Source organism: Mycobacterium paragordonae, from assembly GCF_003614435.1.
Taxonomy (GTDB): domain Bacteria; phylum Actinomycetota; class Actinomycetes; order Mycobacteriales; family Mycobacteriaceae; genus Mycobacterium; species Mycobacterium paragordonae.
The window spans coordinates 2,315,900-2,336,675 of the sequence record NZ_CP025546.1 but is presented as its reverse complement, the minus strand read 5'-3'; the positions used below and the strand labels follow the sequence as shown (position 1 = coordinate 2,336,675).

Sequence of the window (20,776 nt, the reverse complement as noted above, 5' to 3'; positions counted from 1 at the left end):
GATGGAGACCTACGACCTCGCGATCATCGGAACCGGTTCGGGCAACAGCATTCTCAATGAACACTATGCGGCCAAGCGGGTGGCGATCTGCGAGCAGGGCGTCTTCGGCGGCACCTGCCTGAACGTCGGGTGCATCCCCACCAAGATGTTCGTCTACGCCGCCGAGGTGGCGAAGACGATCCAGGGCGCGGCCCGGTACGGCGTGGACGCGCACATCGACGGGGTGCGCTGGACGGACATCGTGTCGCGGGTGTTCGGGCGCATCGATCCGATCGGGCCCAGCGGCGAAGATTACCGCCGCTCGGCGCCCAACATCGATGTGTACGACAGTCACACGCGTTTCGGGCCCATCGCGGCCGACGGGCGCTACCTGTTGCGTACCGACGCCGGCGAGGAGTTCACCGCCGACCAGGTGGTGATCGCGGCGGGCTCGCGGCCGACGGTACCGCCGGCGATCGCCGCCTCGGGCGTCAAGTACCACACCAGCGACACCATCATGCGGATTGCCGATGTTCCCGAGCACCTGGTGATCGTTGGAAGCGGTTTTGTCGCAGCGGAATTCGCGCACGTGTTCTCGGCGCTGGGCTCGCGGGTCACGCTGGTGGTAAGGGGCAGCTGCCTGCTGCGTCACTGCGACGACACCATCTGCGAACGGTTCACCCGCATCGTGTCCGGCAAGTGGGAACTGCGCACCCACCGCAACGTCGTCGACGGGCACAACCGTGATTCCGGTGTTTCGCTGCAACTCGACGACGGGAGCACCCTGGACGCCGACGCGCTGCTGGTGGCTACCGGACGGATATCCAATGCCGACCTGCTCGACGCGGAGCAGGCCGGAGTCGCCGTCGAAAATGGACGCGTCATCGTCGACCAGTACCAACGCACCTCCGCGCGTGGCGTTTTCGCCCTGGGTGACGTGTCGTCGCCCTATCAGCTCAAGCATGTCGCCAACCACGAGGCCCGCGTCGTGCAGCGAAACCTGCTCTGCGACTGGGACGACACCGAATCGATGGCCGTCACCGACCACCGGTTCGTCCCCTCAGCGGTATTCACCGATCCGCAGTTGGCCAGCGTGGGACTGACCGAAAACCAGGCAGTGGCACAGGGTTTCGATATCTCGGTGAAGATCCAGGACTACGCCGACGTCGCCTACGGGTGGGCGATGGAGGACACCACCGGCATCGTCAAGTTGATCGCCGAGCGCGGCACCGGCCGGCTGCTGGGCGCGCACCTGATGGGCTATCAGGCGTCGTCGCTGATTCAGCCGCTGATTCAGGCGATGAGCTTCGGGCTCACCGCCCACCAGATGGCCCGCGGACAGTACTGGATCCATCCCGCTCTGGCCGAGGTGGTGGAGAACGCGCTGCTGGGTCTGAGCTGACTCAGTCCTGCGCCCGTTGCTGACAGGCCGGGCACAGTCCGTGCAGCGTCAGGCCGGCCCGCTCGGACAGCGCGAAGGAACTGCCCGCCATCGCATGTTCGAGCGCCGAACTGAGCTGACGGGCGGGCACCTCGATGATCGCTCCGCACTGCGTGCACACCGCGTGGTGGTGCGGTGCGGTGGCCATGCCGTAGGTGGTGACTCCGCCGTCGAGGGTCAACGCGTGCAGCACGCCCTGGTCGACCAGGGTGGTCACCGTGCGGTAAATGGTCGCGAGGTCCGGTGGCTGGACTCCCGGCGCCAGGCACGCCGGCAGCCGGTGCTGGATCTCGGCCACCGACAGGTGCCCGTTGAACGGCTCCAGGATCGCCAACACCTGGATCCGCGAGGCCATCCGCCGCAGCCCGCGGGCGCGCAGCAGTTCCCCGATCCGCTCGGTGGCCGCCGGGTCCAGGCCCGCCGGTTCAGTCGTCACCCGTTCAGTGTCGCGCCACCGGCCCGGGATTGCCAGCGCAAGACCACGGCGGGTCCGGCTCCTGCAAGTCACTTGCAACCAGCTCGGCAGCGAACCTACAGTTGAGCGCGTCTCCGTCAGCGGGAAGGATCTTGAATGGCCAGCGACCAACTCGACCGGCAGTCGCCCTGGTCGCGGCTGCGGGCGGCGCTGTCACCCGCGGAGTGGGGGCGGCTGGGCCTGATGCTGGCGGTGATCGCGGCGCTGCATCTGGTGGGCTGGCTGACCCTGATCCTGGTGGTGGAGCCGGCGCATCTGAGCTTGGGCCACAAGGCATTTGGCGTGGGCATCGGACTCACCGCCTATACGTTGGGGCTGCGGCATGCGTTCGACGCGGACCACATCGCCGCCATCGACAACACCACCCGCAAGCTGATGAGTGAGGGCCAGCGGCCCCTGGCCGTCGGCTTCTTCTTCTCCCTGGGCCACTCCTCGGTGGTGTTCACCCTGGCGCTGCTGCTGGCAGTCGGGCTGCGCGCCGTCGTGGGCCCCGTCGAGGACGACTCATCACGACTGCACTTCTATACCGGTCTGATCGGTACCAGCGTCTCGGGCGGGTTCCTCTACTTGATCGCCCTGATGAACATCGTCGTGCTGGTCGGAATCCTGCGGGTTTTCCGGCGGTTGCGCCAGGGTGAGTTCAATGAAGCGGAACTCGAGCAGCAGCTGGACAACCGCGGCCTGATCAACCGATTCCTCGGACGCCTCACCAAGTCGATCACCAAGTCCTGGCACATGTACCCGCTCGGACTGCTGTTCGGCCTGGGCTTTGACACGGCCACCGAGATCGCGCTGCTGGTGCTGGCCGGCACCAGCGCGGCGTCGGGGCTGCCCTGGTACGCCATCCTGTGCCTGCCGGTCTTGTTCACGGCCGGCATGTGTCTGCTGGACACGATCGACGGGTCATTCATGAACTTCGCTTACGGCTGGGCGTTCTCCAACCCGGTGCGCAAGATCTATTACAACCTCACCGTCACCGGGCTGTCGGTGGCGGTGGCGCTGCTGATCGGCACGGTGGAGCTGCTCGGGCTGTTCGCCGATCACCTCGGCTGGCGCGGCGGCCTGTGGGACTGGATCGCCGGGCTGGACCTGAACACGGTGGGCTTCGTCGTCGTCGGGATGTTCGTCCTCACCTGGGCCGTCGCGCTGCTGGTATGGCGCTACGGACGAATCGAAGAGAAGTGGGCGCCCGCGACGGAGCGCGTGGGCTAGCTGGAACCGGCTTCCCCTGCCTACATCACCGGATTCTTCCGTCAGTTGTTCTGACCCACAGCGCTTTTCGGCGTGCTACCGTGAGCGACGGTGCATGAACTCTCGCTGTGCCAGGCGATCGCCGGGGTGGCCAAGTCCCACGCCGCGGGCCGTCACGTCGACCTGGTGCGGGTGCGAATCGGCTCCCTTCGGCAGGTCGTCCCCGACTCCCTGTCATTCTGTTGGACGCTGGTCCGAGATGCCGAGGACATGCCCGACGCCGAGTTGTGCATCGAACACGTCGCCGCCCAGGTGCGCTGCCGTGCCTGCGACGGCCAGTCGGAGATCACTTCGCCATGGTCGATCTGGTGTCCACAATGCGAAAGCTCGGACGTCGAGGTGCTGCGCGGCAACGAGTTTCTGGTGACTTCACTCGAGGTTTCCTGAAATCCGGTCAGCGTAGCCGCATTTCGCGCCGATGCGCTCTTGCGAATAGGCCGCAGGATGGAAATAACGGAGCCGACAATAAAGTTCGGAACCGGCGGTTCATCATCTGGAATGCCGTACTCCGATAACTTTGCGAAACAGCCTCTTTCGGCAAGCGCCAGGTGTTGTGACACGTCTGTCCAACGACGCAGTCACGGCGAACCGTTGACATTGCCCAATAGCGCGAGTAGGCCTGAAGATAGCGCCGCGCAAGTGGGCCGACGGTCGACTCCGGCGGCGTAGGGGCATCAGCCCGGCCCCGGAAAGCTGCACTATGCCAACAGAAGCAGCAGTCAAAGCAGAACAAACGTTGATTCACGTTCTGTGGATCAATGCCGGCCTCAGTTGCGACGGCGATTCGGTGGCGTTGACTGCCGCCACCCAGCCCAGCGTCGAGGAAATCGCCTTAGGTGCGCTGCCCGGTCTCCCGCAGGTCGCCGTTCACTGGCCGCTGATCGACTTCGAGTGCGGGCCCAATGGAGGGGCCGACGACTTCCTGGAATGGTTCTTCAAAGCCGATCGCGGGGAGTTGGAACCCTTCGTGCTGGTCGTCGAGGGATCGATTCCCAACGAGCAGATCAAGAGCGAAGGTTATTGGTGCGGCTTCGGCAACGACCCGGCCACCGGCCAACCGATGACGACCAGCGAATGGCTGGACCGGTTGACTCCCAAGGCCACTGCGGTCGTCGCCGTCGGGACTTGCGCGACCTACGGCGGAATCCACGCAATGGCCGGCAACCCGACCGGCGCGATGGGCGTGCCCGACTACCTCGGCTGGGACTGGAAGAGCAAGGCCGGCATACCGATCGTCTGCGTGCCCGGGTGCCCGATCCATCCGGACAACCTGGCCGAGACGCTGACCTACCTGCTGTACATGGCGACCGGTCAGGCGCCGATGATCCCGCTCGACGACGCCCTGCGCCCCAAATGGCTGTTCGGCCAGACCGTGCACGAAGGGTGCGACCGGGCTGGTTACTACGAGCAGGGTGACTTCGCCACGGAATACGGGTCACCCAAATGCATTGTCAAGCTTGGCTGTTGGGGACCCGTGGTGAAGTGCAATGTGCCCAAGCGAGGCTGGATCAACGGTATCGGGGGCTGCCCGAATGTCGGCGGCATCTGCATCGGCTGCACGATGCCCGGCTTCCCGGACAAGTTCATGCCGTTCATGGACGAACCACCGGGCGGCAAACTGTCCAGCACGGCTTCGGGTCTGTACGGGACCGTGATCCGGAGCCTGCGTCACATCACGGCGAAGACCGTTGACAAGGAACCACGCTGGCGCCACAAGGGCACCGAACTGGTCACCGGAGCCCGCCGAACCTGGTGAGCGCCACGGCCGGTCGCGGCCGGCCTCACCCCTCCACACAGCCCGCAGGGCGGAGAGCAGTATTCGCTATGACAACCATCATTCCCGAACCGTCAACTTCCAAGCGGGAACCCGGTCAGCTCGTCGAAATGGCCTGGGACCCCATCACCCGGATCGTCGGCAGCCTCGGCATCTACACCAAGATCGATTTCGAGAACCGCGAAGTGGTCGAATGCCACAGCACGTCGTCGATCTTCCGCGGCTACTCGATCTTCATGAAGGGCAAGGACCCTCGCGACGCCCATTTCATCACCAGCCGCATCTGCGGCATCTGCGGCGACAACCACGCCACCTGCTCCTGCTACGCGCAGAACATGGCCTACGGGGTCAAGCCGCCGCACATCGGCGAATGGATCGTCAACCTGGGCGAGGCCGCGGAATACATGTTCGACCACAACATATTCCAGGAGAACCTGGTGGGGGTCGACTTCTGCGAGAAGATGGTCGCCGAAACAAATCCGGGTGTACTTGCTAAGGCGGAGAAGACCGCGGCGCCGCACGCCGACGCGCACGGTTACAAGACGATCGCGGACATCATGCGGTCGCTCAACCCGTTCAGCGGTGAGTTCTACCGCGAAGCACTCCAGGTCAGCCGCTGGACCCGAGAGATGTTCTGTCTCATGGAAGGTCGGCACGTCCATCCGTCCACGCTGTACCCCGGCGGCGTCGGCACGGTGGCCACGATCCAGCTGATGACCGACTACATGACCCGGTTGATGCGCTACGTCGAGTTCATGAAGAAGGTCGTCCCGATGCACGACGACCTGTTCGACTTCTTCTACGAGGCACTGCCCGGCTACGAGAAGGTGGGCCTGCGCCGCACCCTGCTGGGCTGCTGGGGCTCGTTCCAGGATCCCGAGGTGTGCAACTTCGAGTACAAGGACATGGAGCGCTGGGGCAACGCGATGTACGTCACCCCGGGCGTCGTCGTCGACGGCAAGCTCCTCACCCATTCCCTGGTCGACATCAACCTGGGCATCCGGATCCTTTTGGGCAGTTCGTATTACGACGACTGGACCGACCAGGAGATGTTCGTCAAGACCGATCCGCTGGGCAACCCGGTGGACCGGCGGCACCCGTGGAACCAGCACACCAACCCGCATCCGCAGAAGCGCGAAATGGACGGCGGCAATTACAGCTGGGTGATGTCACCGCGCTGGTTCGACGGCAAGGACCACCTGGCGCTGGACACCGGCGGCGGCCCGCTGGCCCGGTTGTGGTCGACCGCGCTGGCCGGCCTCGTCGATATCGGCTACGTCAAGGCCACCGGCAACAGCGTCAAGATCAACCTGCCCAAGACCGCGCTGAAGGGCCCGGTCGAGTTCGAGTGGAAGGTGCCTAGGCACGGCTCCAACACCATCGAACGCAACCGTGCCCGTACCTACTTCCAGGCGTACGCCGCCGCGTGCGGACTGTATTTCGCCGAACAGGCTTTGGCCGAGATCCGTGCGGGGCGAACGAAAACCTGGGAGAAATTCGAAGTGCCCGACGAGGGCATCGGCTGCGGATTCACCGAGGCCGTGCGCGGCGTACTGAGCCACCACATGGTGATCCGCGACGGCAAGATCGCCAACTACCATCCGTACCCGCCCACCCCGTGGAACGCCAACCCGCGCGACAGCTACGGCACGCCGGGTCCGTACGAGGACGCGGTGCAAGGACAGCCGATCTTCGAGGAGAACGATCGGGAGAACTTCAAAGGCATCGACGTGATGCGCACGGTGCGCAGCTTCGATCCGTGCCTGCCCTGCGGCGTGCACATGTACCTGGGCAAGGGCAAGACGCTGGAGAGATTGCACACGCCCACCCAGTCACCCGTAATGGAGTGAGGAGATGGTGGCTCGCCCAGATGACCGGGAATCAGACACCGAGTGGCGCACCGCGGGCGACCGGATCCAGACGCTACTGGATTCCTGCGCCGCGGGCGGGACGGCCGCATACGACCGCGCGCAGCAGCTGGTCCGCGAGGTGGTCGGACTGTACGGTGCCGGCCTGCAACGGATCTTGGCGCATGCCGACCCTCAATTAGCCGAGCGGCTGGCCACCGACGACCTGGTGGCCAGCCTGCTCCTGGTCCACGGCCTGCACCCGCACGATGTGCGGCGCCGGGTCGGTGACGCCCTGGACCGGGTGCGCCCCTATCTGGGTTCGCACGGCGGCGATGTCGAGCTGCTCGAGATCGCCGACGACACGGTGCGGCTGGCTTTCCAGGGCAGCTGCAAGAGTTGTCCGTCCTCGGCAGTGACGCTCGAGTTCGCGGTGGAAGACGCGATAAGGGCCGCTGCGCCGGAGATTTCCGAAATCGAGGTGGTGGCCGCGCGGCACACCGACGTCATCCCGGCCGAATCACTGCTGGCGCCAATGCGTTCCAACGGAATCGCGGCCTGGCACCCGGCGCCGGAGTTGGCCGACCTGGTCCCCGGCGAGGTGGCCGGCTTCCTGATCGCCGGCACGCCGGTGCTGGCCTGCCGCGTCGGTGACCGCAGCCTGGCCTACCGCGACCACTGCCCGGTCTGCGTCGACACGCTGGCCGGCGCGCAGCTGCACGGCGGCTTGCTCCGATGCCCGCGATGTGCAACGGAATTCGACGTCATCCAGGCGGGGGCCGGGCCTGGCAGCCACCTCGAGCCACTGCCCCTGCTGACCCGGGACGGGGTGCTGTCGCTGGCGTTGCCGCGCGAAATGCTGGGAGCTTCGGCATGAGCAGTCCGTACGACGTGTTGACCCGGATCAGCAGCCGGCGACCTCCCGAGCCGGCCGGGGAACGGTGTGAGATGTGCGCCGAGACGATAGCCGACGAGCACCAGCACGTGGTGAATGTGGCTGGGCGGCAGCTGATGTGCGTCTGCCGCGGCTGCTACCTGCTGTTCACCGACCCGCACGCCGAACTGCGCTACCGCGCGGTGCCCGACCGGTACCTGGCCTTCACCGATTTCGCCCTGGATCGGCGCGCCTGGGAGGCGATGCAGATTCCCGTCGGGGTCGCGTTCTTCTTCACCAACTCCGCGCTGGGCCGCACCGTCGCGTTTTATCCCGGGCCGGCCGGCGCCTGCGAATCCGAGCTGGACCTGGACATGTGGAACTCCATCCGGGCCGCCGATCGCCGCGCCGACCTACTCGCCGATGACGTCGAGGCGCTCCTGGTGCGGGTGCCGGAAACCGGCTCGCCGCAAACGTTTCTCGTCCCGATCGATGCCTGCTACGAATTCGTCGGACGGCTGCGCACGCTGTGGCACGGATTCGACGGCGGGCAGGAGGCGCGGGCGTTCATCGACGAATTCTTCGCGCGGATCGCGGCCCGTGCGCGCGAGACACCGCCATGACCGACCACTTGGACGTGTCCTTCGCCGTTCTCGACGTGGCGCCCGAACCGTATGCCGTCACACCGATGCTGACCGCGCGCATCGGCGTCGTTGCCAGCCCGGAAGACCCCGTGCACGCGATCGCGCTGCGCTGCCAGGTCCGCATTGAACCACTACGGCGCTCCTACAACGACCAGGAGGCCGCCGGACTCACCGACCTGTTCGGCACTCGCGAGCGATGGGCCACCACTCAGCGCACCTTCCTGTGGCAACACTGTGGCGCGATGGTGCCGGGATTCGCCGGCAACACCACGGTGGCGCTACCACTGGACTGCACCTACGACTTCGAGGTGACGGCGGCGAAATACCTGCACGCCCTCGATCACGGCGCGCTGCCCCTGCAATTCCTGTTCAGTGGAACCATTTTCGTGAAGTCGGCGCGCGGGTTCTCGGTGCAGCAGGTGTCATGGGACTGCGAGGATCGTTACGACATGCCGGTGAGTGTCTGGCGTGACCTCATCTCCCTGCACTACCCGAACACCGGATGGGTCCGTCTGCGCCACGAAACCGTCTCGGCGCTGGCCGGTTACAAGTCGGTGAACGGACTGCTCGACCTCGACCACGCGGTGACGGCGCTGCTGGCCGATGCGGCTACCCGGCAGGTAGCGCCATGAGTTGGGACCGGGCCCGCGCGGTCGCCGACGCGGTGCTCTACGAGGGCTACCTGCTCTACCCCTACCGCGGCACGTCGAGCAAGAATCAATCCCGCTGGCAATTCGGCGTACTCGGGCCGCCGGGGGCGGCCGCGGCCGGACTCGGCGAAGACGACGCGCTGGCGGCGCAGTTCCTGGTCCGCTCGGCGGATGCGATCACCCTGGTGGTGCGTTTTCTGCAACTGCAGCGCCGCCAGGCACAACGCGCGGTAGCCGGCGGCTTCGAGGCGGTCGACGCGCTGAGCACCCCGGCCGGGTCCTGGCTGACCTGGGACGAAGCGGTGGAATGCGAAACCTCGTTCGGGCCGCTGCCGTTGGTCGATGCGCCGTGGACGCTGCCCGTATCAGCGGCGCCCGCAACCGATATCGAGGCCGTCGAGGGTGGCCGATTGGTTCGCGAACGGTACGAGGTGCGGGGCCGGCTCGTGGTGCGTACCGAGCCTGATGGTGAGCTGCTGAGAGTTTCCGTCCACCTGGCCAACACCGGGGCGGCGGCCACCCACAAGGACGATGCGCTGGCCCGCTCGATGATCGGCACCCATCTGATCGCCGAAGTCGTTGGTGGTGAATTCGTTTCACTGCTGGAGCCGCCGGCCGCGGCGGCCGGCGCGGCGTCACGGTGTGCCCAGCACCGGTGTTTCCCGGTGCTGGCCGGACCGCCGGGCGCACACGACATGCTGCTGGTCTCGCCGATCATCCTCTACGACCACCCCGAAGTGGCCGCGCAGAGCAGCACCGCCCTGTACGACTGCACGGAGATCGACGAGATACTCACGCTGCGCGTGATGACGATGACCGACGAGGAGAAAGCTCAGGCCCGGGCCACCGATCCGCGGGCGGCACGGATCATCGACGAGTGTGACGCGATGTCGGCCGAGGACATGGGTCGCCTGCACGGTGTGCTGCGCGACCCGCACCGCGCCGCCGGGCTCATTCCGGAGATACCCGATGGCGTCGACTGGTGGGATCCATTGGCCGACAACGCGGTTAGCCCCGACGTCGATGCAGTCCTGGTTCAGGGAGTGCGGGTCGCCCGCGGCAGCAGGGTGGTACTCCGCCCGCGGCGCAACGCCGACGCACAGGACATCTTCGTGGCCGGCAAGACCGCCCGCGTCACGTCGGTGCACGAGGACGTCGAGGGCAACACACACGTGGCGGTAGTGGTCGAGGACGACCCGGCGGCAGACCTGCACGAGTGGTACGGCCGCTACCTGTACTTCTCCCCCGACGAAATCGAACCCCTCACCGAAAGGAACCCGTCATGGACGTCTTAGGTTGGATATTCCTCGCGCTGATCGCGCTGGTCGTCGCTGCCGCGGTGGGGCTGGGCCTGGCTTCCCTACCGGATGCCAAGCGCTATCTGCGGTTACGGCGAATGTAGGTCCGGCCTATGACAGCGCGCATCCTGGTAGCCGGCATCGGGAACATCTTCCTCGGCGACGACGGTTTCGGGTCCGAGGTGGCACGTCAGCTTGTCGTAGCGGCGGGCACCGAGATCGGGTGCGACGACGTGCGTGTTGTCGACTACGGGATCGGCGGTATGCATCTGGCGTACGACCTGCTCGAGGAGTGGGACACGCTGGTCCTGGTCGACGCCATCCCCAGCCGCGGCGCCCCGGGAACGTTGCACGTATTCCAAGCTGACCATGACAGCGACTGCCATGCAACGGGTTTGGATGCGCACAGCATGGATCCGCAGACGGTGTTCGCGAGCTTGCGGGCGTTGGGTGGCAACCCGCCGTACACCGTGATCGTCGGTTGTGAGGCCGGCAGTGTCGAGGAGCACCTCGGACTGAGCGAACCGGTCGCCGCCGCCGTGCCCCGCGCGGTCGGCGCGGTGCAGAGACTCGTTGCCGCCCTGCTGTCTTCGGCCCCGGCAGAACAGGAGTGCTGATGTGTCTCGGGATTCCTGGCCAGGTGATCAGGACGCTGGAGGGATATGAGGGGCAGCTCGCGCTGGTCGAAGTCGCCGGGGACCAGCGCCGGGTCAACATCGGGATGCTGCCCGAGGAGACCTTCGAGCCGGGCGACTGGGTGATCATTCACATGGGCTTCGCCGTGGAGAAGACCGACCGCGCCGGCGCCGAGCAGGCACTGGCCGGCCTGGAGCTGATGGGCCGGGGCCCCAGTCCGGAGGGCAGCTGAGGTGACGGCCGCTCCCCTGACCCGGTCCGACGATGTTCGGCGACGCATCACGGTGACCGGGGTGGTTCAGGGGGTCGGCTTCCGTCCGTTCGTGCACCGCCTCGCGAACGACCTCGGTTTGACGGGATTTGTCGGAAACGATTCGGGTGCGGTGTTTCTCGAGGTGCAGGGCGAACGTGATCGGCTGGACGAATTCGCTCACCGGTTGCGGCATCAAGCGCCTCCGCTGGCCCTGATCAGTTCGGTTGCGGTGACCGAGGTGGGATTCCGGGACAGCGACGCGCCCGGGTTCCGCATCGTCGCCAGCCGGGCCGTGAGCGGCCCCGCCACCCCGATCCCCCCCGATATCGCGATGTGCGACGACTGCCGGGCCGAACTGTTTGACCCGCACAACCGCCGCTACCGGCACCCGTTCGTCACCTGCACCAACTGCGGTCCGCGCTTCACCATCATCCGGTCGCTGCCCTATGACCGCCCGGCCACCACCATGTCGGGATTCGCCATGTGCGAACGGTGTGCCGCCGAGTACCACGATCCCGCTGACCGCCGGTTCCACGCCCAGCCCATCGCCTGTCCGGACTGCGGGCCGTCGCTGTGGTTCGACTCGCCCGCCGGGCGCACCGCGGGTGCCGAAGCGGCTGTAACGGCGGCCCGGGATGCACTGGCATCGGGCGCCGTGGTCGCCGTCAAGGGCATCGGCGGCTACCACCTGGCGTGCGTCGTGGACGAGGAATCGGTGGTCCGCGTGTTGCGGGTGCGAAAGTCTCGCGGCAGCAAACCTTTTGCCGTCCTGGTGCGCGATCTGGCGGTGGCACGGCGCTACGCGTTCGTCGACGAGACCGAGGCCGCGGTATTGACCGGCTCGGCGCGGCCGATCGTGTTGCTGCGTCGCAGACCTGACGCACCGGTGTGCGACGCGGTCGCGCCGGGCAGCCCGCTGATCGGCCTGATGTTGCCCTACTCCCCCGTTCATCATCTACTGCTCGACGGGCCGCTCGACTCGTTGGTGCTGACCAGCGCCAACCGGTCCGAGGAACCCATCTGTTTCACCGAAGAGGATGCCGCGCGGCGACTTCCAGCGTTGTGCGACGCCGTCCTCGACCACGACCGGCCCATTCACGTGCCCTGCGACGACTCGGTGGTGCGCATGCGAAAGGGCGGCGAACTACCCATCCGGCGTTCGCGCGGCTATGCACCGCTGCCCGTCGCGCTCGGGATCGACGGGCCCCTGGTGCTGGCCGTGGGCGGAGAACTGAAGAACACCTGCTGTCTCACCGACGGTTCCCGCGCCTACCTGTCCGGGCACATCGGCGACATGGGCGGCTATGAGACCTTGCGGGCCTTCGAGCGGGCGGTGGGCCAGCTCAGCGAGATTCGTGGCCGCCCGGCACGACTGGCCGCCGATCTGCACCCCGGCTACCACACTCGCGCCTGGGCCGAGCGCCACCAGCAGGGCCGGCCGGTGGACCTGGTCCAGCACCACCACGCACATGTAGTCTCGCTGCTGGCCGAGCACGGGCGACTCGGCGAGCCGATCATCGGCCTGGCCTTCGACGGCACAGGCTACGGATGCGACGAAACGATCTGGGGCGGTGAGATTCTCACCCTGGGCCACGACAGTCACCGGTTCCGGCGGGCCGGGCACCTGCGTCCGGTGCCGCTGCCCGGCGGCGACGCGGCGGTGCGCAATCCGTGGCGGATGGCGCTGTCCCAGCTCCGGCAGGCCGGTGTCGGCTGGGATGCCGATCTGGCCCCGGTGATTACCGCCCCGGCCGATGAATTGCGTTTCGTGCTTTCGCTTCTGGATCGTGGTACGGCCTGTGTTCCGTGCTCGAGCATGGGCCGGCTGTTCGACGCGGTCGCCTCGTTGCTGGGGGTGCGGCACCGGATCGACTACGAGGGACAGGCCGCCATCGAACTCGAGGCACTGGCGCAGACGGCACCGGCCCCCGAACCGCTGCACTTCGCGATAGGCGCGGACGCAGTGATCGACCCGGCTCCGATGGTGCGAGCGATGGTGGCGGCGCTGCGCGACGGGGTGCCACCGGCGGCGCTGGCCGCGGGCTTTCACCTCGCGGTGGCCGATGCCGTCGCCGACGTGGTCGCCCGGGTGGCGGGGGCGACCCGGTTGGTCGGCCTCACCGGCGGTGTGTTCCAGAACGTGCTGTTGCTGGAACAGTGCCTTAATCGGCTGCACGACAGAGATTTCGAGGTGCTGACCCATCGCCTGGTGCCGCCGAATGACGGCGGGCTGGCGCTGGGCCAGGCCGCGGTCTCGCTGCTGATCGCGCGGGAGGAGGAACACCGATGAACACGGTCATGGATCGCGAACTCGGCGCCGATCTGGCTGCTGATCTGGCGGGAGCCGCCTTCACCGCGGCCAGGCGGTTCGCGGCGGGCGCCACCATGTGGTCGATCGCGCCGTCGTGGGAACCGCATGCCAGGCACATCGCGGTCGAATTCGTGCACCCGGTGATCGTGGGCAAACGGGCGCTGCCGGCGGTCGCGCTGACCGGGCCCGACCTGGTGGATCAGGTCCGGGTTTCGGTACGCCCCGGCGACCTGGTGATCGCGGTGGCCGGCGCCGGGGATCCGGACGTGCGATCGGTGATGCAGCGCTGCCCGGCCTGGGGTGCCACCACGATCTGGATCGGCAGCGGCGTCCGGCCCGAACCCGGCGCCGCCGACCATGTGCTGTGGCTGGACGATCCCGATCCGAGGGTGCCCGCGACCGGCGGCTTCGTCCTGTTCTACCACCTGCTCTGGGAACTGACGCACGTGTGTTTCGAACACCCCGGCCTGTTGAAAACATCAGCCGCCGAGGAGGTTTGCGTCACGTGCAGCGACGAGGGCCGACTCGGTGAAGTGCTCACCGCACAGGACACCGAACGAGCCACCGTGCGTACCGCGCAGGGCACCGAGACCGTGGTGACGACCCTGATAGGGCCGGTCGCCGCCGGGGACCTGGTGCTCGTGCACGCGGGAACGGCGATCTCGCGCGCCGGTCAGGAGGCCTCATGACACGCCAGGAGCCCACCAACTTCCTGTACCCGTTCATCGACGCGCAGGAAGACGACCCCGATTCGCTGCTGGCGGACCTGGCCGCGTCCGCGCAGGCCAAGGCGGCCGAGAGCCTCGCGGTGCGGCGCGCCACGCTCGCCGCCAATGCCGACCTGCTGAACCGGGCCGCAACCGAACTGGCCCGCCGGTTCAACGCAGGCGGGCGGATGTTCACCTTCGGCAACGGCGGCAGCAGCACCGACTGCACCACGCTGGCCGGGTTGTTCGCCCGTCCCCCGGCCGGAAACCCATTGCCCGCATGGTCTTTGGCCACCGACCAGGCGATCGTCACCGCCCTGGGCAACGACGTCGGATTCGAGTTGGTCTTCGCCCGTCAGCTGATCGCCCGCGCCAAGTCCGGCGACATCGCGGTTGCCATGTCCACCAGCGGCAATTCGCCGAACCTGCTCACCGCGCTCACCGAGGCCCGCCAACGCGGCCTTTACACCATCGGATTCGCCGGCTACGACGGCGGCGCCTTCGCCAACAACCCGAATGTGGACGCCTGCTTCACCGTGAGGTCCCAGAGCGTGCACCGCATCCAGGAGGCCCAGGCCCTACTCGGCTATCGGCTCTGGCTGACGGTGCAGGAGAGATGCGATCAGAAGGTGGGGGCGGCATGAAAAACTCTGCAGGAGAATACCTCTCGTCGGGACCACGATTCGCCGAGGGCCAGGTGATCGAGCGCATCGAATCGTTCCGCAGGCGGCGGCCCCGCCTACTCGACGACCACATCACGCTGGCACACGGAGCCGGCGGCAAAGCCTCGGCGGCACTGGTGGACGCGGTGTTCCTCGACGCGTTCCGCAACCCGCTGCTCGAGTCGCTCGGCGACGGCGCGGTGCTCACGCTGCCCGGCGGTGAGCGGATCGCGATGTCCACCGACTCATTCGTGGTGCAGCCCAGACGGTTTCCAGGTGGCTCGATCGGGACCCTGGCCGTGCACGGCACATGTAACGACCTCGCGATGGCCGGCGCGGTACCGTCCTGGATCTCGGCGGCCTTCGTGCTCGAAGAGGGCTTCCCGATCGCCGAGTTGAGAGAGATCGTGGCGGACATGGCCGCCGCGGCCGCCGATGCCGGAGTGCAGATCGTCACCGGCGATACCAAGGTGGTGCCCAACGGCGCAGCCGACGGCGTATTCATCACCACCACGGGCACCGGCGTCATACCCGCGGACCGCACCCTCAAGGCCGGGGCGGTACGTGCCGGCGACCGGGTGCTGCTGTCCGGGTCGATGGGCGATCACGGCATGGCGGTTCTGCTCGCCCGTGGTGATCTGGCCATCGAAGCCGATATCGCCTCGGACACAGCGTCACTGAGCCCACTCGTCGAACTCTTGATGGCCGCGGCGCCGTCCACCCGCTGGCTGCGCGACGCGACCCGCGGCGGGGTGGGCACCGTCTGCAACGAACTCGCGCAGTCCTGCGGGCTCGGCGTGGTGCTCGACGAAGAACGCCTGCCGGTGCGGCCGATGGTCAACGGAGCGTGCGAACTACTCGGCATCGACCCGCTGTATGTCGCCAACGAAGGAAAGTTCGTTGCCGTCGTCGCGGCCGCGGAAGCCGAGGCGGGTCTGGCCGCCCTGCGCTCGCACCCGCTGGGATCCGATGCCGCCGACGTCGGGGAGATCGTGACCGAACCACGCGAAAGCGTCCTGCTCCGTACCGGATTCGGCGGAACCCGGATCGTCGACATGCTGGTCGGCGACCCACTACCCCGAATCTGCTGACCAGAAAGGAGACGACCGATGTGCCTGGGAATTCCGGGGCGGATCGTCGCAATCACCGACCCGGCAAACCATTTGGCCAAAGTCGACGTCAGCGGTGTACAGCGCACCATCAGCGTGCGACTGCTGGAAGGTGACCCGCCCGAGCCCGACGACTGGGTGCTGGTTCATGTCGGCTTCGCGATGGCCAAGATCGACGAGGCCGAAGCGCTGCTGACCCTGGCGGCCATCAAGAAACTCGGCGAGGCCTACACCACCGAGCTGGAAGCCTTCGACTCTTCCGCGATCGTTTAGGAGACGCAATGAAATTCGTCGACGAATTCCGGGATCCGGCGGCCGCCCGCACGCTGCTGACGGCGATCGAGCATCTCGCCGGAACCGGTCCGGAGCACTTCAAATTCATGGAGGTGTGCGGCGGGCACACCCACACCATCTACCGGCACGGCATCGAACACCTGTTGCCCGACAACGTGGAACTGGTGCACGGCCCAGGCTGTCCGGTCTGTGTGATTCCGATGGGCCGCATCGATGACGCGATGTGGCTGGCCGGCCGGCCCGGGGTGATCTTCACCTGCTTCGGCGACATGATGCGGGTGCCCGGTTCGGCGGGCAGCCTGTTGGACGCGAAGGCGCGTGGCGCCGACGTGCGTTTCGTCTACTCCCCTCTGGACGCGCTGAAAATCGCGCTCGACAATCCCGACCGGCAGGTGGTGTTCTTCGCGATCGGGTTCGAAACCACCGCTCCGTCCACCGCGGTCACGCTGGTGCGCGCCCGCGAGCTGCAATTGTCCAATTTCAGCGTGTTCTGCAACCACGTCACGATCGTGCCGCCGATCAAGGCGATTCTGGAATCGCCGGACCTGCGGCTGTCCGGGTTCATCGGCCCCGGCCATGTGTCGACAGTGGTGGGCAACCGGCCCTACCGGTTCGTCCCGGACGTCTATCGAAAGCCGTTGGTGGTGGCGGGTTTTGAGCCGTTGGACATCCTCGCGTCGGTCGCTATGCTGCTGCGGCAGATCCGCGAGGGCCGGTGCGAGGTGGAAAACCAGTACAAGCGGGTGGTGCCGGAGAACGGCAACCCCGCCGCGCTGGCGCTGATGGGCAGCGTCTTCGCGTTGCGCCCGCATTTCGAATGGCGCGGGCTGGGGTTCATCTCGCAAAGCGCGCTGCGCCTGCATGATGACTTCGCGGATTTCGATGCCGAACAACGCTTCTCGATGCCCGGTGTGCGGGTCGCCGACCCCAAGGCGTGCCAGTGCGGGGAGGTGCTCAAGGGCGTCCTCAAGCCCTGGGAATGCAAGGTTTTCGGCACCGCGTGCACACCGGAGACGCCGATCGGCACCTGCATGGTGTCCCCCGAGGGGGCATGCGCCGCCTACTACAACTTCGGGCGGATGCACCGTGACGCCGCCAAGCTGGTGGGGTCGGCCACGAAGTGACGGACGCCGCCGGCGCCGAGATGTTCGCCCGATACGCCTACGCGCCCAACGCACTCGGCTACTGCGGTCTCCCGCTGGGCGGCACCCTGCGCGACGGCGCGGTCGAGGATGTGCTGCACGCGGCGCGCGGGTTCTCCGGCGCCTGGCCCTATCTGCGGGTGTTGTCGCGACTGACCGGTATCACCGATCCGCTGGACTATCGGTTGGTCGAATCGTATTGGCTCGGCGGCGGTGTCGGGGCCGACGTGCCGGGCAGTCGATTCTTCGACGAACTGCTGGCGATCATCGGCCCGCAGGCCGGGCGCTACTGGTCGCATCTCACCCCCGACCTGGCGAACGAGGCCGCGGGCAACCACTGCTTCCACGTCTTCGGGGTGTATCCCTGGACACGCTTTCTGGGGCGCGGCATGGATCAGCATCCGCTGCATGTGCTGGACAGTTGCCGGATCAGCTGGGGCACGGTTGTCTCGCGCGCAGGCGACGATGTCGAGGTGCTGTGCCGGCAGCTGGTGTGGGACGGCCGAACGCTCGCATTGTCCGAGCCCGGTCCCCGGACGCTCGAGGTGTGGGCCGACGGGTACTGCGCGGTGCCGGACGTGGCAGCGGGCGACGAGGTCGCCGTGCATTGGGGCCGGTTGTGCGGACGGCTGGAGCCGGACCAGGTGCGGGCGCTGGCCGACAGCACCTTCCGGCAGCTGCGGCTGACCAATGACCGTCTGCATGGCTGAATCCGTGTCAGACTGGCGCTCGTGCCCGGTTCCATCTGCGACGTGCTGCCCAGCGCGGCGGCTCTGCTCGGAGTGTCCGGCGCGGCAGACGCACTGGGACTGGCGGAGTCGATCGGAGACGTCGACCGCGTCATGATGGTGCTCGTCGACGGACTGGGCTGGCACCTGCTCCCCGATCTGGTGGACGACGCTCCGCTGCTGGCCTCCGTGCTGAGCGGTGGCGCGGGACGGCTGCGGCAACTGACGTGCACCTTTCCGTCCACCACGCCGACGAGCCTGGTGTCGCTCGGCACCGGCGCCCTCCCCGGACAGCACGGCATCCTCGGCTTCACGCTCAACATCCCGGGCACCGATCGCGTCCTCAACCACATCCGTTGGCGGGACGAGCCGCCGGCCGACGAATGGCAGCCTCTGCCAACATGGTTCGACCGACTCGCGCACGCCGGAGTGGCAGCTCGCGCCCTGCTGCCGGAATGGTTCATCGGGAGCGGCCTGACCGAGGCGGCCTATCACGGCGCTCTCTTTGTGCCCACGCACGCCGACGACGACTACGCCCGGCGGATGATCGACGAACTGAACGCGGCACCCGGCCTGGTCTACGGCTATACCGCCGACCTGGACACCATGGCGCACGTGTTCGGCGTCGGGTCGCCCGAATGGCACGAGGCCGCGGCGCGGGTCGATGGGCTGCTGAGCAGGCTGGCCGAGTCGCTGCCCGCCAACGCGGCGCTGCTGGTGACGGCCGACCACGGTGGATTGAACGTCGCCGCCGACGCTCGTATCGACCTGGACGCCGACCCTCGGCTCGCCGCCGGGGTGCGGGTGGTCGCCGGCGAACCGCGGGTTCGCTACCTGCACACCCAGCCCGGCGCCGCCGCTGATGTGCTGGCCGCCTGGTCCGAACTCCTCGCCGGTCGCGCGGATGTCTACACCCGCGAGCAGGCCGTCACGGCAGGGTTGTTCGGCCCGGTCAGCCCGGCTCATCTACCGAGGATCGGCGACGTCGTGGTGGTGTGCACCGGCGGATCGGCGGTACTGGCGACCGCTCACGAACCGCCGGAGTCTGCTCGGCTGGTCGGCTTTCACGGTGCGGCGACCGCGGCGGAGATGGCCATCCCGCTGATCGAATTGCTCTAATCAAACTCAAATCTCTTTTGCGTGTTTTGCCTATGCCCAGCGCGATAGGTTCGGATCTGTGGACCTGCGCGTCGTAATCGCTGCTCTGAGACTGTCCCCGGCGCGGGAAAGGTAGCGATGGACTACGGCCAGGTGCCACCGGAAATCCATTCGGCACGAATGTATTCCGGGCCCGGAGCGCAGTCGTTGCTCACGGCCGCCGCCGCGTGGGGCAACGTCGCCGACGGGCTGGACGAGGCCGCGGACGGATTCCGCCGGGTGACCGCGAAGCTGAATTGCGGATGGCAGGGCGCGGCGGCGATCGCCATGACGCAGGCCGCCACTCCCTATCTCGGTTGGCTCAACGCCGCGGCGGTGAAAAGCAAGCAGGCGGCGGACCACGCCCGAGCGGCCGCGGCCGCCTATCAGGAAGCCTATGCGGCGATGGTGCCACCGCCGGTAATCGCGGCCAACCGATCTCACCGAGAGGCACTGGTCACCGGCAATGCGCTGAGCCAGGACACCCAGAACATCGCGGCGATGGACGCACAGTACGAACAGATGTGGGCCCGCGACGTCGAGGCGATGTACGCCTATGCCGAATCCGCCGCGGCTGCAGCGCGGGTGACACCGTTCACCTCGGGCCCGTTGGCCCTTGACCTGCCGGTGTTGACCCAGCAGGGCGCCGTCGGCGATCCCGAGCTTATTTCGGCTGGCTCGCAATTGATTTCCGCGATACCGCAAGCGCTCCAGTCGCTGTCGGCGTCACCGTTGACGTGCACCGCCCTGGCAGCGGTGTCGTCATCACTGGCGAAGCTGAGTCGCCTTGCCGTGCCGGTCAAGTTCCCGATGCACCTGCTCAATTTCCTCGGCGGCCCTCGAACGAGCAAAGGTCCGGCCGCGGCCCTGGTAAGTGCGGCCTCGCCGACCGTCCGGGCGACCTGGGGCAGGGGAATGTCCATCGGCCGGCTGTCGGTGCCGCCGGTCTGGGGTACCGCGGAACCGCCCAAGCCGGCGGTCGTCGACCTCTACTGCTCGGCCCGTCGGATGAGGACGATCGGCGGGCTGGCGGTCAACGGGCGCCTGGTCTATTCCTGAGAATTGGCGCCCTTCGCGGCGGCCGTCAGACCCGGTCCGGCTTCCGGGACGACGTCGTGTGCGGTGAGTTCCTGATGGCACTTATCGCAGGACAGGTGGGCGTGGGCTTCACCGCCGCAGTCCCGGTGCCGGTAGTGCACCGGCGGGCCGTCGGGTGCCATATAACGGTCGCCCCAGTCACGCAATGCCAGCAGCACCGGGTAGAGCGCCAGACCCTTCTCGGTGAGCCGGTACGCGTCGTGGGTCCGGTTGTTCCCTTCCCGGTACGGCTCACGCCGCAAGATCTCTTCGGCGACCAGGCGATCGAGCCGGTCGGCCAACCGGCCCCGGGGAATACCGAGGGTCGTCAGGAAGTCCTCGAACCGAGTGGTACCGGCGAACGCCTGCTTGACCAGCAGGAACGTCCACCGCTCCCCGAGCACGACGAGCGGCCGGGTGATCGAGCAGGGGATATCGGCGAGCTCTTCGTACCGCATACCCGCACAGTATCAGTTTAGAACTTTGC

Annotated in this window: 23 protein-coding genes; 21 read left to right on the top strand and 2 right to left on the bottom strand. The window is 67.2% G+C overall.

Translation table 11 applies throughout. The features are described 5' to 3' along the window. The first annotated feature begins 1 nt into the window (after window position 1). Window positions 2–1,381, top strand: coding sequence for a mycothione reductase (mtr, locus tag C0J29_RS10855; RefSeq protein ID WP_065045832.1), 1,380 nt, complete (start codon window positions 2–4; stop codon window positions 1,379–1,381). A 1-nt stretch (window position 1,382) separates the two neighbouring features. Here the strand turns inward: mtr and C0J29_RS10850 are convergent, their stop codons facing one another. Continuing rightward, window positions 1,383–1,856 (bottom strand): Fur family transcriptional regulator, encoded by a 474-nt coding sequence (locus C0J29_RS10850; protein ID WP_120792313.1) that lies wholly within the window; start codon window positions 1,854–1,856, stop codon window positions 1,383–1,385. A 135-nt stretch (window positions 1,857–1,991) separates the two neighbouring features. Here C0J29_RS10850 and nicT point away from each other — a divergent pair, with 135 nt between their 5' ends. From nicT to C0J29_RS10755, 20 genes are all read left to right on the top strand, one after another. After that, on the top strand, window positions 1,992–3,107 hold the full coding sequence (gene nicT / locus C0J29_RS10845; RefSeq protein ID WP_120792312.1) for a Nickel transporter NicT: 1,116 nt from the start codon (window positions 1,992–1,994) through the stop codon (window positions 3,105–3,107). A 90-nt stretch (window positions 3,108–3,197) separates the two neighbouring features. Then, on the top strand, window positions 3,198–3,533 hold the full coding sequence (locus C0J29_RS10840) for a hydrogenase maturation nickel metallochaperone HypA (RefSeq protein ID WP_120792311.1): 336 nt from the start codon (window positions 3,198–3,200) through the stop codon (window positions 3,531–3,533). A gap of 313 nt (window positions 3,534–3,846) precedes the next feature. Further along, on the top strand, window positions 3,847–4,902 hold the full coding sequence (locus tag C0J29_RS10835; RefSeq protein ID WP_065045836.1) for an NADH-quinone oxidoreductase subunit B family protein: 1,056 nt from the start codon (window positions 3,847–3,849) through the stop codon (window positions 4,900–4,902). Window positions 4,903–4,970: 68 nt separating this feature from the next. Further along, complete coding sequence (locus C0J29_RS10830; RefSeq protein ID WP_065045837.1) at window positions 4,971–6,770, top strand: nickel-dependent hydrogenase large subunit; 1,800 nt, start codon at window positions 4,971–4,973, stop codon at window positions 6,768–6,770. Window positions 6,771–6,774: 4 nt separating this feature from the next. Next, window positions 6,775–7,644, top strand: coding sequence for a NifU family protein (locus tag C0J29_RS10825; protein ID WP_120792310.1), 870 nt, complete (start codon window positions 6,775–6,777; stop codon window positions 7,642–7,644). Further along, window positions 7,641–8,264 (top strand): DUF5947 family protein, encoded by a 624-nt coding sequence (locus tag C0J29_RS10820; RefSeq protein ID WP_120792309.1) that lies wholly within the window; start codon window positions 7,641–7,643, stop codon window positions 8,262–8,264. Before C0J29_RS10825 ends, C0J29_RS10820 begins: the two co-directional genes overlap by 4 nt. Then, a complete protein-coding gene (locus tag C0J29_RS10815; protein ID WP_065045840.1) occupies window positions 8,261–8,917 on the top strand; it encodes a DUF6084 family protein in 657 nt (218 codons plus the stop codon). Before C0J29_RS10820 ends, C0J29_RS10815 begins: the two co-directional genes overlap by 4 nt. Then, a complete protein-coding gene (locus C0J29_RS10810) occupies window positions 8,914–10,230 on the top strand; it encodes a hypothetical protein (protein ID WP_120792308.1) in 1,317 nt (438 codons plus the stop codon). The genes C0J29_RS10815 and C0J29_RS10810 overlap by 4 nt, the downstream gene beginning before the upstream one ends. Next, the gene (locus tag C0J29_RS34750) at window positions 10,218–10,337 is read left to right on the top strand and encodes a DUF6893 family small protein (protein WP_371872375.1); all 120 of its coding nucleotides are present in this window, start codon (window positions 10,218–10,220) and stop codon (window positions 10,335–10,337) included. The genes C0J29_RS10810 and C0J29_RS34750 overlap by 13 nt, the downstream gene beginning before the upstream one ends. Window positions 10,338–10,346: 9 nt before the next feature. Next, window positions 10,347–10,850 (top strand): hydrogenase maturation protease, encoded by a 504-nt coding sequence (locus tag C0J29_RS10805; RefSeq protein ID WP_120792307.1) that lies wholly within the window; start codon window positions 10,347–10,349, stop codon window positions 10,848–10,850. Then, entirely contained in the window at window positions 10,850–11,101 is a 252-nt protein-coding gene (locus C0J29_RS10800) for a HypC/HybG/HupF family hydrogenase formation chaperone (RefSeq protein ID WP_065161742.1), read from the top strand. The genes C0J29_RS10805 and C0J29_RS10800 overlap by 1 nt, the downstream gene beginning before the upstream one ends. Before the next feature lies 1 nt (window position 11,102). Then, the gene (gene hypF / locus C0J29_RS10795) at window positions 11,103–13,412 is read left to right on the top strand and encodes a carbamoyltransferase HypF (protein ID WP_120792306.1); all 2,310 of its coding nucleotides are present in this window, start codon (window positions 11,103–11,105) and stop codon (window positions 13,410–13,412) included. After that, the gene (locus tag C0J29_RS10790) at window positions 13,409–14,122 is read left to right on the top strand and encodes a HypC/HybG/HupF family hydrogenase formation chaperone (protein WP_120792305.1); all 714 of its coding nucleotides are present in this window, start codon (window positions 13,409–13,411) and stop codon (window positions 14,120–14,122) included. Before hypF ends, C0J29_RS10790 begins: the two co-directional genes overlap by 4 nt. Beyond that, window positions 14,119–14,784, top strand: a complete 666-nt coding sequence (locus C0J29_RS10785; protein ID WP_120792304.1) for a D-sedoheptulose-7-phosphate isomerase — start codon at window positions 14,119–14,121, stop codon at window positions 14,782–14,784. Before C0J29_RS10790 ends, C0J29_RS10785 begins: the two co-directional genes overlap by 4 nt. Further along, entirely contained in the window at window positions 14,781–15,893 is a 1,113-nt protein-coding gene (gene hypE / locus C0J29_RS10780; RefSeq protein WP_120792303.1) for a hydrogenase expression/formation protein HypE, read from the top strand. Before C0J29_RS10785 ends, hypE begins: the two co-directional genes overlap by 4 nt. Window positions 15,894–15,911: 18 nt before the next feature. Beyond that, the gene (locus tag C0J29_RS10775) at window positions 15,912–16,184 is read left to right on the top strand and encodes a HypC/HybG/HupF family hydrogenase formation chaperone (RefSeq protein WP_065161723.1); all 273 of its coding nucleotides are present in this window, start codon (window positions 15,912–15,914) and stop codon (window positions 16,182–16,184) included. An 8-nt stretch (window positions 16,185–16,192) separates the two neighbouring features. Further along, window positions 16,193–17,329 (top strand): hydrogenase formation protein HypD, encoded by a 1,137-nt coding sequence (gene hypD / locus C0J29_RS10770; protein ID WP_065045848.1) that lies wholly within the window; start codon window positions 16,193–16,195, stop codon window positions 17,327–17,329. Further along, on the top strand, window positions 17,326–18,057 hold the full coding sequence (locus C0J29_RS10765; protein ID WP_277950713.1) for a DUF6390 family protein: 732 nt from the start codon (window positions 17,326–17,328) through the stop codon (window positions 18,055–18,057). Before hypD ends, C0J29_RS10765 begins: the two co-directional genes overlap by 4 nt. Window positions 18,058–18,078: 21 nt before the next feature. Then, complete coding sequence (locus tag C0J29_RS10760) at window positions 18,079–19,194, top strand: alkaline phosphatase family protein (protein ID WP_120792302.1); 1,116 nt, start codon at window positions 18,079–18,081, stop codon at window positions 19,192–19,194. A gap of 117 nt (window positions 19,195–19,311) precedes the next feature. Then, window positions 19,312–20,271, top strand: a complete 960-nt coding sequence (locus C0J29_RS10755) for a PPE family protein (RefSeq protein ID WP_120792301.1) — start codon at window positions 19,312–19,314, stop codon at window positions 20,269–20,271. Here C0J29_RS10755 and C0J29_RS10750 read toward each other — a convergent pair. Continuing rightward, a complete protein-coding gene (locus C0J29_RS10750) occupies window positions 20,262–20,747 on the bottom strand; it encodes a winged helix-turn-helix transcriptional regulator (RefSeq protein WP_065045851.1) in 486 nt (161 codons plus the stop codon). The two genes, C0J29_RS10755 and C0J29_RS10750, sit on opposite strands and share 10 nt — an antisense overlap. Window positions 20,748–20,776: the final 29 nt, after the last annotated feature.